Annotated in this window: 14 protein-coding genes, 1 tRNA gene and 2 pseudogenes; 9 read left to right on the top strand and 8 right to left on the bottom strand. The window is 48.9% G+C overall.

The features are described from left to right. Window positions 1–43: 43 nt before the first annotated feature. From lptB to SPIRS_RS20365, 5 genes are read right to left on the bottom strand one after another with little or no spacing between them, the layout of a single operon-like run. Entirely contained in the window at window positions 44–793 is a 750-nt protein-coding gene (lptB, locus tag SPIRS_RS20385; protein ID WP_013256585.1) for an LPS export ABC transporter ATP-binding protein, read from the bottom strand. Then, window positions 790–1,461, bottom strand: coding sequence for a hypothetical protein (locus SPIRS_RS20380; protein ID WP_013256584.1), 672 nt, complete (start codon window positions 1,459–1,461; stop codon window positions 790–792). The genes lptB and SPIRS_RS20380 overlap by 4 nt, the downstream gene beginning before the upstream one ends. Next, the gene (lptC, locus tag SPIRS_RS20375; protein ID WP_013256583.1) at window positions 1,451–2,080 is read right to left on the bottom strand and encodes an LPS export ABC transporter periplasmic protein LptC; all 630 of its coding nucleotides are present in this window, start codon (window positions 2,078–2,080) and stop codon (window positions 1,451–1,453) included. Before lptC ends, SPIRS_RS20380 begins: the two co-directional genes overlap by 11 nt. Then, window positions 2,058–3,674, bottom strand: a complete 1,617-nt coding sequence (locus SPIRS_RS20370; protein ID WP_013256582.1) for a CTP synthase — start codon at window positions 3,672–3,674, stop codon at window positions 2,058–2,060. Before SPIRS_RS20370 ends, lptC begins: the two co-directional genes overlap by 23 nt. 56 nt (window positions 3,675–3,730) lie before the next feature. After that, window positions 3,731–4,222 (bottom strand): bifunctional nuclease family protein, encoded by a 492-nt coding sequence (locus SPIRS_RS20365; RefSeq protein WP_013256581.1) that lies wholly within the window; start codon window positions 4,220–4,222, stop codon window positions 3,731–3,733. A 94-nt stretch (window positions 4,223–4,316) separates the two neighbouring features. On the opposite strand from SPIRS_RS20365, the pseudogene SPIRS_RS22255 reads away from it, so the two are divergent. The 5 genes and pseudogenes from SPIRS_RS22255 to SPIRS_RS20345 all read left to right on the top strand — a co-directional run. Next, window positions 4,317–4,436: pseudogene (locus SPIRS_RS22255) on the top strand (protein-glutamate O-methyltransferase CheR); the annotation flags it as partial. Window positions 4,437–4,511: 75 nt separating this feature from the next. After that, a complete protein-coding gene (locus SPIRS_RS20360) occupies window positions 4,512–4,994 on the top strand; it encodes a transposase (RefSeq protein ID WP_013256580.1) in 483 nt (160 codons plus the stop codon). A 23-nt stretch (window positions 4,995–5,017) separates the two neighbouring features. Next, on the top strand, window positions 5,018–6,067 hold the full coding sequence (locus tag SPIRS_RS20355) for an IS3 family transposase (protein ID WP_013253293.1): 1,050 nt from the start codon (window positions 5,018–5,020) through the stop codon (window positions 6,065–6,067). An 18-nt stretch (window positions 6,068–6,085) separates the two neighbouring features. Further along, a pseudogene (locus tag SPIRS_RS20350) lies at window positions 6,086–6,787 on the top strand (CheR family methyltransferase); the annotation flags it as partial. A gap of 36 nt (window positions 6,788–6,823) precedes the next feature. After that, entirely contained in the window at window positions 6,824–7,993 is a 1,170-nt protein-coding gene (locus SPIRS_RS20345; RefSeq protein WP_171814816.1) for a protein-glutamate methylesterase/protein-glutamine glutaminase, read from the top strand. On the opposite strand, the gene SPIRS_RS20340 is transcribed toward SPIRS_RS20345, so the two are convergent. Both SPIRS_RS20340 and SPIRS_RS20335 read right to left on the bottom strand, forming a co-directional pair. Continuing rightward, the gene (locus SPIRS_RS20340) at window positions 7,983–8,399 is read right to left on the bottom strand and encodes a SoxR reducing system RseC family protein (RefSeq protein WP_013256578.1); all 417 of its coding nucleotides are present in this window, start codon (window positions 8,397–8,399) and stop codon (window positions 7,983–7,985) included. The genes SPIRS_RS20345 and SPIRS_RS20340 overlap by 11 nt on opposite strands. Further along, complete coding sequence (locus tag SPIRS_RS20335; RefSeq protein WP_013256577.1) at window positions 8,396–9,211, bottom strand: TIGR00282 family metallophosphoesterase; 816 nt, start codon at window positions 9,209–9,211, stop codon at window positions 8,396–8,398. The genes SPIRS_RS20340 and SPIRS_RS20335 overlap by 4 nt, the downstream gene beginning before the upstream one ends. Before the next feature lie 190 nt (window positions 9,212–9,401). Here SPIRS_RS20335 and SPIRS_RS20330 point away from each other — a divergent pair, with 190 nt between their 5' ends. From SPIRS_RS20330 to SPIRS_RS20320, 4 genes are all read left to right on the top strand, one after another. After that, on the top strand, window positions 9,402–9,887 hold the full coding sequence (locus SPIRS_RS20330) for an Hsp20/alpha crystallin family protein (RefSeq protein ID WP_013256576.1): 486 nt from the start codon (window positions 9,402–9,404) through the stop codon (window positions 9,885–9,887). After that, window positions 9,887–10,015 (top strand): hypothetical protein, encoded by a 129-nt coding sequence (locus SPIRS_RS22780; protein ID WP_013256575.1) that lies wholly within the window; start codon window positions 9,887–9,889, stop codon window positions 10,013–10,015. The genes SPIRS_RS20330 and SPIRS_RS22780 overlap by 1 nt, the downstream gene beginning before the upstream one ends. An 82-nt stretch (window positions 10,016–10,097) precedes the next feature. Continuing rightward, window positions 10,098–10,181: transfer RNA gene (locus tag SPIRS_RS20325), tRNA-Leu, on the top strand. Window positions 10,182–10,412: 231 nt separating this feature from the next. Next, window positions 10,413–10,679, top strand: a complete 267-nt coding sequence (locus tag SPIRS_RS20320; RefSeq protein ID WP_013256574.1) for an RNA recognition motif domain-containing protein — start codon at window positions 10,413–10,415, stop codon at window positions 10,677–10,679. A 39-nt stretch (window positions 10,680–10,718) separates the two neighbouring features. Here the strand turns inward: SPIRS_RS20320 and SPIRS_RS20315 are convergent, their stop codons facing one another. After that, on the bottom strand, window positions 10,719–12,815 hold the full coding sequence (locus SPIRS_RS20315; RefSeq protein WP_013256573.1) for a methyl-accepting chemotaxis protein: 2,097 nt from the start codon (window positions 12,813–12,815) through the stop codon (window positions 10,719–10,721). Window positions 12,816–12,910 lie beyond the last annotated feature (95 nt).

Genomic DNA, 12,910 nt, shown 5'->3' with positions numbered 1-12,910 from the left:
TTCTGTATGATGCTACTGGTAGTGGTAATTGTCAATGCTGCATTCACATGCGAAAGGAATCGCCGAGGTAGATCTGACGGGCAATGGGATCGTTCAGAAGGGTCTCCCTGTCGCCGCTCACGACGAGCTCTCCCCTGTTGATAATGTATGCCCGGTTGGTAATCTCCAAGGTGTCGCGAACATTGTGATCGGTTATCAGAACTCCAATGGATTTCTCAGACAGACCCCGTATAATGGTTTTTATTTCATGTACGGCAATGGGATCGATCCCGGCAAGGGGTTCGTCCAGGAGGAGAAATTTGGGATCAATGGCCAGGGATCTCGCAATTTCTGTTCTCCTGCGTTCTCCTCCCGAGAGGGTATAGGCCTGCTGCTTTCGTATCGTTTGAATCCCAAATTCATCGAGCAGCGATTCCAAGCGCAATGACCGTTCTCGTTTGCTCAATTCTTTCCTTGTCTCCAGAATGGCCATAATATTGTCTTCGACACTGAGTTTCCGAAAGACAGACGCTTCCTGGGGGAGATAACTAATGCCCTTTCTGGCCCTCTTGAACATGGGTAAGCGGGTGAGTTTATCGTTGTTTAGAAAAATAGTTCCTGCCGAGGGGGTGAGGAAGCCGGCAATCATGTAGAAAATGGTGGTTTTTCCGGCACCATTCGGTCCCAACAGTCCCACGATCTCTCCCCGTTTCATGGAAAACCCTACGTCGCATACCACCTTTTTCTTTCCGTAGCGTTTGACAAGGCCCTCCACTCGTAATATATCCGATTGCGGGCTTTGAGACTGATTCACTCTGCCTTCTCCTCTTCTTCGGTGAGAGAGCCTGATACCGATCCCTCCATGACAATGGTATCGTTTCCCATATTGATCAGAATCCTGTCGGCCTGGTATTCGTCTCCCTTCCATTCTACGGACGGAGAGCCGATCAGCTCAAGGCTCTTCTCCTCTCTGTTATAGCGGGCAAGCTCCGATTGGCAGACCACTGCTTTCTCGGCGCTGACTGTGTCGATACGTACCCCCACCTGGAGTAACATTGTCTCGGTTTCCTCTTCCTGTTCGAAATAGTAACAACGGGCGCTGAGTTCGTTCTCCGTGTCGACAATTTCGGTATAGCCGCTGCCCCGCGTCTGGCGAAGGGTCCGATCGTGTAGCAGCTTCTTTGTTTTTAATGTAATCCCCTTTTCTGTATCCTCCATGAGGACAGCCCCCGTACATTCGATATAACGGAAATCTGGGCCCGAAAGGGTAATCTCATCGGCTTTTATGCTTGTTTCGTCAAATGTGATGCGGGCATCTCCGCTAAGAACAGTTTTCCGCTCCCCCTCCTGGAGGGTGATGGTGGTTGTATTCCCCCTAAACGAGAAAGAATTCCCATTCGTATCATGTTCCTCGGCCGTCGCAACCATGGAAAAAAAGACAATCAGAAGGGGGGAGAGGAAGAATATCGTCTTACGGCTCATGGGTATCCTCCCCGTATGTTCCCGATACTCCCCCGCTGAATTGGATCGTTCCGCTGTCGGTTTCCGCCGAAAAGCCGCGTCCCGCCAACACTCCTCCGCTCTCTTCATCGGAGAAGCGTACCAGGGATGTGGGGGGGGCCGTTATCAGCTTTTCCTTTTCATCAAAAGAAAAAGCGTCTCCCTCAATTTCCGTAGAACCGTTCTCATTTGTTCTGAGAATTTTTACCCCCGATCCCAAATCGATACGTTTTTCACGGAGATCATACTCCATGCTACCCGCCGTACTGAGGAATACCTGATCGCCGTTTTGATCGAATTCCCGGAAATCGACGTCCGATAATTTTAGAACCTTCTGGCGAGGATAACTTTCCACCTGAGTAGCCTCTATTTCGTACACAATGTGATGGCCTATGACGTTTGCCTGCCTAAAACCGTGCATGACTGTTTCCGGCGTCTCTTCTCCAAGGTCTTCGGCCATTTTTGCCTTTTCGTAATCCACCGAGCAAGCGGCAACGATCCATACAATGAAAAGAAGAGCTGAAACATGAAAAAAGCCGGGAAGGAGAAGCCTCCTTCCCTTGATGCATAGACTTTGTTTATTTCTTTTCAACTTCCGCATGTTTCAGGCTTGCACCGATAAAACTGGAAAAGAGGGGATGCGGAAGAATTGGTGTTGATTTAAATTCGGGATGATATTGTACCCCAATTCCCCAGGGATGATCAGGCCATTGAACCGATTCAACCAGCTCATCTTCGGGAGTGGTCGCTGCGATGATGAGGCCTCCTTCTTCAAGCTCCTTTCTGTGGATATTGTTTACCTCGTATCTGTGCCGATGGCGCTCGTAGATGAGTTCGGTGTCATAGATGTTAGATATCATTGTTCCCGAGCATAGCTTCGAGGCACTCCTGCCCAGCCGCATAGTCCCGCCGTAGGCCTTTACGTCAATCTGCTCTTCGAGCAGACTGATAACTGGGAAGGTCGTCTGGTGAGAAAATTCGGTACTATTTGCATCGTCGTGGCCAAGTACCGATCTGCTGTATTCGATGACCATGACTTGCATTCCGAGGCAGATACCGAAACAGGGAATCTTATTTTCTCTGGCCCATTTGACCGCCTTGACCATCCCTGCAATACCGCGTTCTCCAAAGCCTCCGGGAACAAGAAGGCCGTCTATGCCTGCAAGAAGTTCGACTGCCTTTTCATTGGTTTCGATCTCTTCACTGTCGACTTTTCGAAGCACGACCTTGGCCTGATTGGCTATACCACCGTGAACCAAGGCCTCGTAGACCGATTTGTAGGAATCGTGGAGCTCGATATACTTGCCGACCACACCGATCGTTACCGTTTTTTTTGCCTTCTTAATTGTTTCGACCATTCTGGTCCAGCAGCGAAGATCGGCGTCTTTGCATTCAATGGCGAATTTTTCCAACACGATTTCGTCGAGATGCTGTTGATGGAACACAATCGGCAGTTCATAGATGGTGGTCTTTACGTCATAAGCTGAAATAACGGCTCTTTTTTCCACGTTTGTAAAGAGGCTGATTTTGCGAATCATCTCATCTTCAAGGGCGTAAGGGGCCCTGCAAAGAAGGATGTCCGGCTGGATACCTATTTCGAGCAGCTCTTTTACCGAGTGCTGGGTCGGCTTTGTTTTGAGCTCTCCCCCTACCGTAAGGGGTATGAGCGTGAGATGAACAAAGAGTACATGCTCTTTTCCGAGATCGTGAATGAACTGACGGGCTGCTTCCAGGTATGGGACGGATTCGATGTCACCAACCGTCCCTCCTATTTCAATGATGGTAACATCCACCTCGGGATCTTCACTTGCAAGATAGATCCTTCGCTTGATTTCGTCGGTGATATGGGGGATTACCTGTACGGTTCGACCGAGGTAACGGCCTTCCCGTTCCCGTTTTATCACTTCTTGGTAGACTTGGCCGGTGGTGATGGAGTTTACCTTTGAGAGAGGAGCATTGGTGAAACGAGCGTAGTTTCCGAGATCCAGATCGGTTTCCGCGCCGTCGTCGGTGACGTAAACCTCACCGTGTTGAAAGGGGCTCATCGTTCCGGCATCAACATTGATGTACGGATCGATCTTGACCATACGAATCTGCAGCCCTCTACTCTCGAGAAGGTTGCCGAGAGAAGTCGCTGCGACTCCTTTGCCCAGGCTGGAACATACTCCGCCGGTGACGAATACGTATTTCTTCATGTGGGTTGATTATACTTAAGGGGGAGCTGTTACGCAATCCGCGGGAAGCTACACGGCTACATGATTTGCATCGGATGATGGGTCGGGTCGAGATAGAGAAGCTCCGCACTTCCTCCCGCGAGTTCAATGAGTACCCTGTTATCATAATCAGCGGCATCCGCTGCTTCTTTATCGAAGAAAATAGGAGCACCAAGCTTTGCACAGAGTACAATGCCGGTACTCGGGTTGACCTCGGTTCGAAAGGTCCGTATACCTTTCTTGTATACAAGGGTTCCTTTGTGATGACCCCCTTTATTGCGGCGGACTTCAAGGCCGCGAAGGGCAAAACGATGTTTTCGAAACAACTCTACCGCAAGGTCGTATCCGCTTTCTTCTTCCTGCTTCTCTCTGCATTCCATAGCAAGGATAAGAGAACTTGCTTCCGATGCTCCGATCTGCAAGGGGAGGGTGATATCATGTTTTACATCGTGTAGAATCACAAAGGGCGATTCGGTTATTTCGTCGAGAGCAATTCCTTGAACGGAAAAGCAGTACAGGAATCTTTTCATGGTATTTTTAATATAGCACGATCACCTGAAAAAACCTGTTCTATTGACACCGGAAAAGCTGGACCCTACACTTTTAGGTGAGGCACGAAGCAGAATGGAAAGATTTCTTTCGGAAGTACAGTTTAAGAAATTTCGTGATCGTATTTACGACGAAAGCGGTATACACTTTTCCCCCTCGAATCGAACGATTCTCGAAAGCAGGCTGAAGGAACGCCCCCTGTGTCAACATAGATTACGCCTGATGTGAGAATTTAATTTCTTCATCAGAGAACAGAACTATGGAGACAGTATGAGGTACAGCAGAGCCATCAAAGAATCAGTCTTGAAAAAAGTCTTACCCCCTGAGAAGCGGAGTATCCGTGAGGTAGCCCTGGAATACGGCATAAACGATCAGACCATCCGAAACTGGATAGAGCAGGTAAATAACGGTATACTGAACCTGGATGCAGAGTTAGGACCTGCCGCTCTGGGCAACAGAGAAAAGTTTCAGCTTGTACTTGAAGCGGCCGGGGTCCCGGAAGAGCAGCTTGGCGGATGGATCCGCGAGAAAGGTCTTCACTCAGAGCATCTGCAATTATGGCAGCAGGAGTTGAGAGAGACCGTGACTGAAAAAGACACACAGCACAAGCAGGAACTGAAAGACGCGAAGAAAAAAATACAGCAGCTCGAAAAAGAACTGAACCGAAAAGATAAGGCGTTAGCCGAAATGGCCGCTTTGATTGCACTGAAAAAAAAACTCCACCGGATCTTGGAGGAAAACGAGGACGACTGATAGCTCAGCACACCAGAGAGCAGGTGCTCTCAGCGGTACACGATGTAGTGCAGGCTGGAGCTCGCAAAAAGGAATGCTGCCGGATGATCGGCATCTCGGCGAAAACGCTGGAGAACTGGAAAAATCACGGTACCACCGATAGGCGCAAAGGTGCTTCCAAAAAAGTTCCCAGAAAGCTGAGCGAACAGGAAAGACAGCAGATTCTGGAGGCATGCAACAGCGAACGGTTCAAAGATATGACACCGAACCAGATCGTTCCAATTCTTGCTCAGGAGGGCTTTTATTACGCCTCTGAGAGTACCTTGTACCGTATCCTGAAAGAAGAAAACAAGCTCCACCATCGTGAGAATACAAAGCCTCAACGGAATGTGAGCAATCCGCCTGAGCTTGTTGCAACCGCGCCGAATCAGGTATGGAGCTGGGACATTACCTGGTTACCAACAGCAGTCAGAGGGATATTCCTGTTTGCCTATGTGATCATAGATATCTACGACAAATCAATCGTCGGCTGGGAGATCCATGAACGTGAAGATGCAGCTCTGGCCAGAGATCTTTTTCATCGGCTTTCCACTCGAATGAACCTGAAAGGGGTGCATCTGCATTCCGACAACGGATCTCCGATGAAGGGCCTCTCATTACTTGCCCTGCTGTACATGCTTGGAGTGCGATATTCATTCAGCCGTCCGAGGGTCAGCAACGATAATCCGTTTATCGAAAGTTTTTTCAAAACCCTGAAATACACCACCGGTTATCCGGGAAGATTCAGAAACATAGATCATGCCCGTAATTGGATGGCCGATTTCATCGACTGGTATAATTATCACCATCTGCATTCAGCGCTCGGATACATCACCCCCAATGAGAAAAGAACCGGCAAGGATTCCGAGCTGTTCAAGCGGAGAAACGCCACGATGGAAGCTGCTCGAAACTCTCATGCTGAACGATGGGGAAAGCGATCCGTCAGGAAGTGGACGCCATCTAATGTGGTGGTTCTGAATCCTGGTAAAAACTATGAAGGACAATCCTCTACCGAAGGCAAAAAATCTTCACAAAATATTTCAAAGAGCGCGTAATCTATGTTGACATAAAGCGAACGTCTGCGAAAATCGGGACTGGAAACGATCGATGACTACTTTAAACTGATCAGCATGAAGGACGAGGAGATGAAAATTCTTCTCGACTCGGTAACGACGAACCTCACTCGGTTTTTTCGAAATACCGCTCATTTTGATACGCTGAAACACTATGTCATTCCCGATCTCGTCTCTTTTAAGCGTGAGGCTGGTGATAAGGTTGTCAGAATATGGAGCGCAGGGTGTTCAACCGGTGAGGAACCCTATTCAATCGCAATGATGCTGAAGGATCAGTTGCCTGCAGGTTTTTCCGGGGAGGTTACCGCAAGCGATCTGAGCCTGAAATCACTCATGACGGCAAAAGAGGGGTTTTATCCGGATAATCGTATGAACGGGGTACCCGAGCATTATTTGAAACGCTATTTTGAGCGAGTCAGTAACGGCTATACGGTTAAGGATGAAATAAAAAAGATGGTGACCTTCGATTACCACAATCTGAAGAACGATAGCGGGAAACGAAATCTCGATGTGGTATTCTGTCGTAACGTCATCATCTATTTTGATGAGGCCGCCCAACAGGCGGTCATCAATAAATTCTGGGATGCGCTCAGCCGCCATTCCTATCTTTTTATAGGGCACAGTGAATCCCTGTTCGGTATGGAAACAAAATTTGAATTTTTGAAAACCGACTGGGCCTGTATTTATCGGAAATTTTTGTAGCAGAGGCTTTTTGTGGATAAAGAAATCGTTTCCGTAATGATATGTGATGATTCGGCTCTGATGAGGAATCTTGTCGGCAGAATGGTGGAAAAGGCGGAAGGGCTTGAGCTTGTCGGGAAAGCAATGAACGGCAAATTCTTGCTCCAAAAAATCCCGCGGCTGAACCCCGATGTGATTATCCTTGATCTCGAGATGCCGGAAATGAACGGTATCGAATTTTTAAAAGAACGAAAGCGACTCGGAATTGATATTCCTGTTGTGATTCTTTCATCCATAGCGAAACGCGGTGCAAAGATAACCATGGAGGCGCTGTCTCTCGGTGCCTCCGACTTTATCATGAAGCCTTCCGGTTCCGTCAGCGAAGACATCCACCTGGTCGAGAAGCAGGTGGTGGAAACGGTGTATGCTTACGGCCTCCAGTACCGCCGGTCTCTGTCGGTTGCCGAAAGGAAAAAACGGGATCAGGAGCGGCCGATCCCCTCTCCTGCCGAACGGCCCGTTCGAAAAGTAGAGCGTACTATCATTCCTGAGATCCTGCGTTCCGAACTTGTTCCCGGTGCCGGAAAACTTGAACCGAGAGAAGTGGCCTCTCCTGTTGCCAGGCAGGATGCCGGACCTTTGGAAATTTGTGCCATCGGTATCTCTACCGGTGGCCCAAATGCCCTGCGTACCGTTTTCTCCGAGCTTCCTGCCGATTTCCCCCTTCCCATTTTGGTCGTCCAGCACATGCCTGCCGGTTTCACTCTGGAATTTGCCAGGAGTCTCGATCGAATCTGCGCTTTGGAGGTCAAAGAGGCCGAGGAAGGTGATCTGGTGAAACGGGGTAGGGTGCTTATTGCCCCTGGTAATTTTCATATCCAGGTGCACAGGCGGCGCCTTGCGGCGGTCGTTTCGCTTTCAAGCGCCGATCCCGTAAACGGCCATCGGCCTTCTGCCGATGTACTTTTTGAGTCGGTGGCTGAAGAGTTCGGAGGGAGGGCTCTTGCCGTCATCATGACCGGAATGGGACGTGACGGGGCCCGGAAGATTGGCGAAATCCACCGCAAAGGCGGACTTACCATTGCTCAGGACGCTGCTTCCAGTATCGTATACGGTATGCCAAAGGTTGCGGCGGAGCTAGGGCATATACAGCATATTGTCCCGCTTAGTGAGATGGCTTCGGTCCTTTCGGCAAAGGCGAAAGAATTTTCCGCCTCTATTCCGTGACTTTTCCTACAACGATGGGTAGGTTTTTGGTTCCCGTCAGTTTGTTGTAAGCAAAGGCAAGCAAAAAGCCCAGTCCCAGCCCGATAATTCCCATAATAGCCTGAGTCCCCTCGCCCGAGTCCGGAATCAGAATTGATGCGAGCAGAAATCCCGCAATAAAAAGCAGTAGCGGCACTATCAATACCATGAATCCTGCAAAAATGGTCTTTCCGGGAGGAATCAAAACCTCGGCTTTGTCTCCCGGAATAAGGCTTTGGGCCAGTTCGCTGGGAACTTTCGCTTCGAAGCTGCGTCCTTTCGCGTTGCAAAATGAATTACCGGCACAGCCTTTGCAACTGTCGCTTTCCAAACAAGTGACGTTTGCAAGTCGTCCCGAAATTGAAACTATGGTTACTGTTTCCGTCATGAATCATCCTCCATACGGTTTTCGGTGGAAACCGGAAACCTGACGGTGTAAATCTCGTTTGCCGTTCCCTTTTCGTTTATTTCGACAACGGCACCCTGTAACTCCAGCTCTTCCCAATACTCTTTCGATCGTTCCGGGATTTGGGTAAGGAATTTGCCAATTTCTGTTTGAGGTTCGAGTCCTCCGATACCAAAAAGGCTTCCTGTTCGGCCCGTATCGCTGATAACGGCTGTTCCCCCTTGTAAAATTCGTCCATCTGCCGACAAAGCCTTTGTGTGGCTACCCAAGATTGCCGCTACCTCTCCGTCCATTCGATAGAAGAGGTTTGCCTTCTCTGCCGTCGTGCAGGCATGAAAATCGACGATGATCGCGTCATGCTCTTCTCTCAGTTTGGAAGCCAGCTGAGGGAGCATGAGATGAGGATTTGCCGGATGAACTCGTTGAAACCCCGACTGACCGAGAAGGACTACTACGGCAAGTTTCATCCCCCCTGCGGTATAGGTCCTCCATCCCCGTCCCGGGTTGCCGTAGGGAAAATTGGCCGCCCGAATGAGGTAGGGAGACTTCGGAATATGGGTGACCATATCCTTTTTGTAGTAGACCTTTTCACCGGCCGTAATGACATTGACTCCCAATTTGTGGATCTGGATTGAATGGTTTTTTCCAATACCAAAGCCACCTGTGGCTCCCTCACCATTGGCAATTACAAAGTCGATACGATGTTGTTCCTTCAAGAGGGGGAGGGCTTTTTTTATGCAATGGATGCCGGGTTTTCCGACGATTTCGCCTATGTAAAGGACTCGTACTGGCATAGATGAAAAGCCTACCAGAATTGACAGCTTTGGCCAAGCATATGGCTCACGCTCTCTCAACTTGCATATTTTCTTTCCTTCTTTGTGTGGATTTCGTATATTAAAGATGAACGATAGCCGCCGTTTGGGACTATTTTGTTCTGGTCGCCTCGTATGAGGGACCGATATCACGCTCAATGAGAGGTGACGTATGAAAGAGAATTTCGTCATTGATCTCGGACAGATACTCGACGAGGTCTTTGAAGCCACTCGTAACTTTGGCGAGTCGTTTCAGGAGGAGATGAAACGCGGTTGGAATGAGAAGGTCGATTTTTACCCTTCTTACTCATATCCCCCCGTTAACGTCTACATTACAGCCGATAAAAGCATGGTCCTTGAATTCGCACTTGCGGGATTTCGGGAAGAAGATCTGGACCTTCGTTTCCAGGGAGACTATATGATCTTCTCGGCAAAGAGCCCGAACCTTGAGCCTGAGGGGGAAGTGCATTATTTCAAACGGCGCTTGAAACTCAAAGCGATTGAGGCACAGCGCTATTTTGTTCCCGAAGATAAGTACGACCGGGAAAAGGTAAAGGCAACCTTCATAAACGGCGTCCTTAGGGTCGTCATCCCGCCGAACGAGATCATCGAAACAAAAGATGGAATCAAGATCGAAATTGTCAGGGAGGATGCATAATGATTTTCTGGATTCTTGTCGGAGTTGTTTTGGGATATTTTTTCAAACCTCAGCTTGATAGAGTGGTCGGCCGGATCGTCAGATCGCTTCGTGATAATCACAGAGACGACCGGGGACGATGGGAATAGATAGTGAGTGTATGTCGGGAGGCAGGATCCTCCCGACGCCTTGACATCTCGTGATGAAATTTGTACTATCTGTCCACAATATGCCCGGATGGTGAAATTGGTAGACACGCCAGGTTCAGGGTCTGGTGCTCAATGGAGCATGGAGGTTCGAGTCCTCTTCCGGGCAGAAGCCGCTCAACAGAGCGGCTTTTTTTGGTAGAAAAAGAAGCCTTGACGTATGCCCCGGGGCATGCTATACAGTAAGTAACTTCTTTTCTTCGGTTGCAATTGTTTCTGGACCTTTTCGGTAGCCTGTCGTTTTCATGCTTCACCTGAACATCCTGCCAATTGACTAATCGCGAAACAGAGGAAATCAGTACTGTGCTTCTCTATAGTGTAGAGACACAAAGGAGCTTTTATGGCTAAAAAAATCTATGTTGGGAACCTGAATTATTCGACTCGAGAGGAGAGTCTTCAGGATCTTTTCGGTCAGTATGGTCAGGTTAACAGCGTGAACATTATTACCGATCGGTACACGGGTCAGAGCAAGGGATTCGGATTCGTTGAGATGGAAGAGATGGATGCAGCCGAAGCGGCGATTTCTGCTCTCGACGGCACTTCTCTTGACGGTAGAGAACTGCGTGTAAACGAAGCCAAGGAACGGGAAAGAAGACCCCGCTTCTAAGCGATTTTTATGGCGATGAAAGGCGGGCAAAGCCCGCCTTTATGTTTCTTCTGGCTTCTCTTTGTTTATCTCTTCTTCATGTGTTTCTTCTTCAGTCTTGAAACGGCCGACACTATTTCCTACCAGTTCTATTCCCTCTTTGTTGGAGCGGGTGAGTTCCCGTACTTCTTCTATGGCATGGTTGATTTCCACCGCACTATTGTTAATCTCGGATAGGCTCGATTGCATCTCCTGACTGAGTCGTGAAACCGAACCGATATTTTTGAGGATGGCCGTACCGCCTTCCTTCATCTCTTCGCTTCCCTGTCGTACCTGTTCGGTAATGTTGTTGATTTCCGTCAGCGCTTCGAGGACCTGCCTCCCCCCGGATGCCTGTTCCTGCATGGCGGCTCTGTCTTCTTCTATAAGGTTTCTGACTGTTTCCACGGCTTCCAGTACCGATTCGAAAGCGGAGCCTGTTTCCGTGCTGGATTCCACGATGCGGTCGATGAAGGTTTTGATCTCCCCAAGGCTCGATTTGATTCCCTTTGACTGTCCTGAAGATTGTTCGGCAAGCCTTCGAATTTCTTCGGCAACCACGGCAAATCCTCTTCCTGCATCTCCTGCATGAGCTGCTTCGATGGCTGCATTCATGGCAAGGAGGTTTGTTTGGGCGGCCACCTTTGCAATAACCACGTTGGTTTCCTGTAGCTTTTTCGATCGTTCCGCCACCTGGGCTATCAACTCGTCGGTTTCCCGCTGCTTTTCTTTGCCGTTACGGGAGGCGTCGACGAGAGATTCCATATGCGTTCCAATTTGTTCGGTATGCTCGGCAAGGCTTCTGATGTTTGCAATCATCTCTTCAATGGCGGAAGAGGACTCTGTTACGCTTGTAGCCTGCCGCTCGATAAGCTCTCCAAGATTATTAATGGCGCCGGTTATCTGATCTACGGAAGATGATGCTTTCCCGACACTTTCGCTCTGGCTCTCCGAGAGTTCGGAGATGCTTTCGATCGTTGCAGTGATTTCGTTTATCGATGCCGCACTTTGCTCTGTATTAGCGGAAAGCTCTTCTCCGACAGCAAGAAGTTTTCTTGTTTCGAATTTGATGCTTCCGATCATTTCCCTCATCGTCTCTGCGAATTGGTTGAATGCCTCGGCAAGGTCGGCAAGTTCGTCGTCGGAAGAGACGTACACTCTTCTGGTAAGATCTCCCTCTCCCTTGCTGATTTCGTCGAGACGCCCTCCAACTCGTTTAATCCTTCGCGTTACCGGTCTGATCAGCAGGAAGATCAACAAAATCGTACCTCCACCTGCAATCAAAAACTGGCCGAGAGCGAAAAGAATAGCCTGATTTCTTTTGTCAATAATGATCTGCTTATCAAATGCAACGGCAATCTTCCAATTTGACGGAGTTATAGTTTTATAGTGGGCAATGACGCTGGTACCGTTGAAGCTGTATTCGATGTTTCCTGAATCTTGTACGAAAAGTGTTTCCTGAAAGCGTTTGAGAAGGGAAGGAGGGATGATGTCTTGTACCTTTTTCCCGACGAAATCATGATTTGTGTGGGCGATGACGGTTCCCTGCGGATCAAAAAGGTAAAAGTAGCTGGCTCCTGCAAGATCCATATCGCTAAATTTCTGTTGGAGTTCGGTGAGATTGAGAGCTTCTGCCAGGACTCCCTGAAACTGCCCACCTGAACCGATGATGGGAGCGGAAAAGCCGGTAATGAGCGATTTCCCATCTTCTCTGCTGATGAGAACGTTACCTATGGCGGGTTTTCCGCTTTCCTTTGCCTTTGTGAAATAGTCACGGTCGGAGACATCGAGTCTGAGATCTCCCTGCCGCAGTATTCCCTCCTCATTTACATAGAAGAAATTATCTGTCGTAACATCGGGAACAAAACGGTGGATAAGACTGGCCTCGGTCCGGAGGGCTTCGGCGTTGACGTGCTCTTTGCCGGAGAATGCGGCCGCTACTTTCGTCAGCCGTTCGACATGCTCATTGATAAACTCTTCGAGAATAAGCTTATATTGGCGGGTCTGGGCATCGATGAGTTGATTGGTCAGTTCCAGCTGATTTCCGGTAATCCGTTTCGTGTCGAGAATTCCAATTACCAGTACAACGATTGAGACAAGGGGGACTATGACCATCATTAACCTATATCCTATGCCTCTTTTCTGTTTCTGTTGCGCTTTCATGCTATCTAGTATCGATAGTGGAATTCCCGGAGTCAAGACCGAGCAATAGC

The sequence above is a fragment of the Sediminispirochaeta smaragdinae DSM 11293 genome (genome assembly GCF_000143985.1).
In the GTDB taxonomy this organism is placed as follows: Bacteria; Spirochaetota; Spirochaetia; order DSM-16054; family Sediminispirochaetaceae; genus Sediminispirochaeta; species Sediminispirochaeta smaragdinae.
The sequence above is the reverse complement of the archived record's forward strand: the minus strand, read 5'-3'. Positions and strand labels throughout refer to the sequence as shown.

Coding starts and splice junctions, on each gene's coding strand:
- SPIRS_RS20380 (WP_013256584.1), bottom strand. CDS start 1,461: ATGAGCCGTAAGACGATATTCTTCCTCTCCCCCCTTCTGATTGTCTTT.
- SPIRS_RS20315 (WP_013256573.1), bottom strand. CDS start 12,815: ATGATGGTCATAGTCCCCCTTGTCTCAATCGTTGTACTGGTAATTGGA.
- SPIRS_RS20345 (WP_171814816.1), top strand. CDS start 6,824: ATGATATGTGATGATTCGGCTCTGATGAGGAATCTTGTCGGCAGAATG.
- SPIRS_RS20365 (WP_013256581.1), bottom strand. CDS start 4,222: ATGAAAAGATTCCTGTACTGCTTTTCCGTTCAAGGAATTGCTCTCGAC.
- SPIRS_RS20335 (WP_013256577.1), bottom strand. CDS start 9,211: ATGCCAGTACGAGTCCTTTACATAGGCGAAATCGTCGGAAAACCCGGC.
- SPIRS_RS20360 (WP_013256580.1), top strand. CDS start 4,512: ATGAGGTACAGCAGAGCCATCAAAGAATCAGTCTTGAAAAAAGTCTTA.
- lptC (WP_013256583.1), bottom strand. CDS start 2,080: ATGCGGAAGTTGAAAAGAAATAAACAAAGTCTATGCATCAAGGGAAGG.
- SPIRS_RS20330 (WP_013256576.1), top strand. CDS start 9,402: ATGAAAGAGAATTTCGTCATTGATCTCGGACAGATACTCGACGAGGTC.
- SPIRS_RS22780 (WP_013256575.1), top strand. CDS start 9,887: ATGATTTTCTGGATTCTTGTCGGAGTTGTTTTGGGATATTTTTTCAAA.
- SPIRS_RS20340 (WP_013256578.1), bottom strand. CDS start 8,399: ATGACGGAAACAGTAACCATAGTTTCAATTTCGGGACGACTTGCAAAC.
- SPIRS_RS20320 (WP_013256574.1), top strand. CDS start 10,413: ATGGCTAAAAAAATCTATGTTGGGAACCTGAATTATTCGACTCGAGAG.
- SPIRS_RS20370 (WP_013256582.1), bottom strand. CDS start 3,674: ATGAAGAAATACGTATTCGTCACCGGCGGAGTATGTTCCAGCCTGGGC.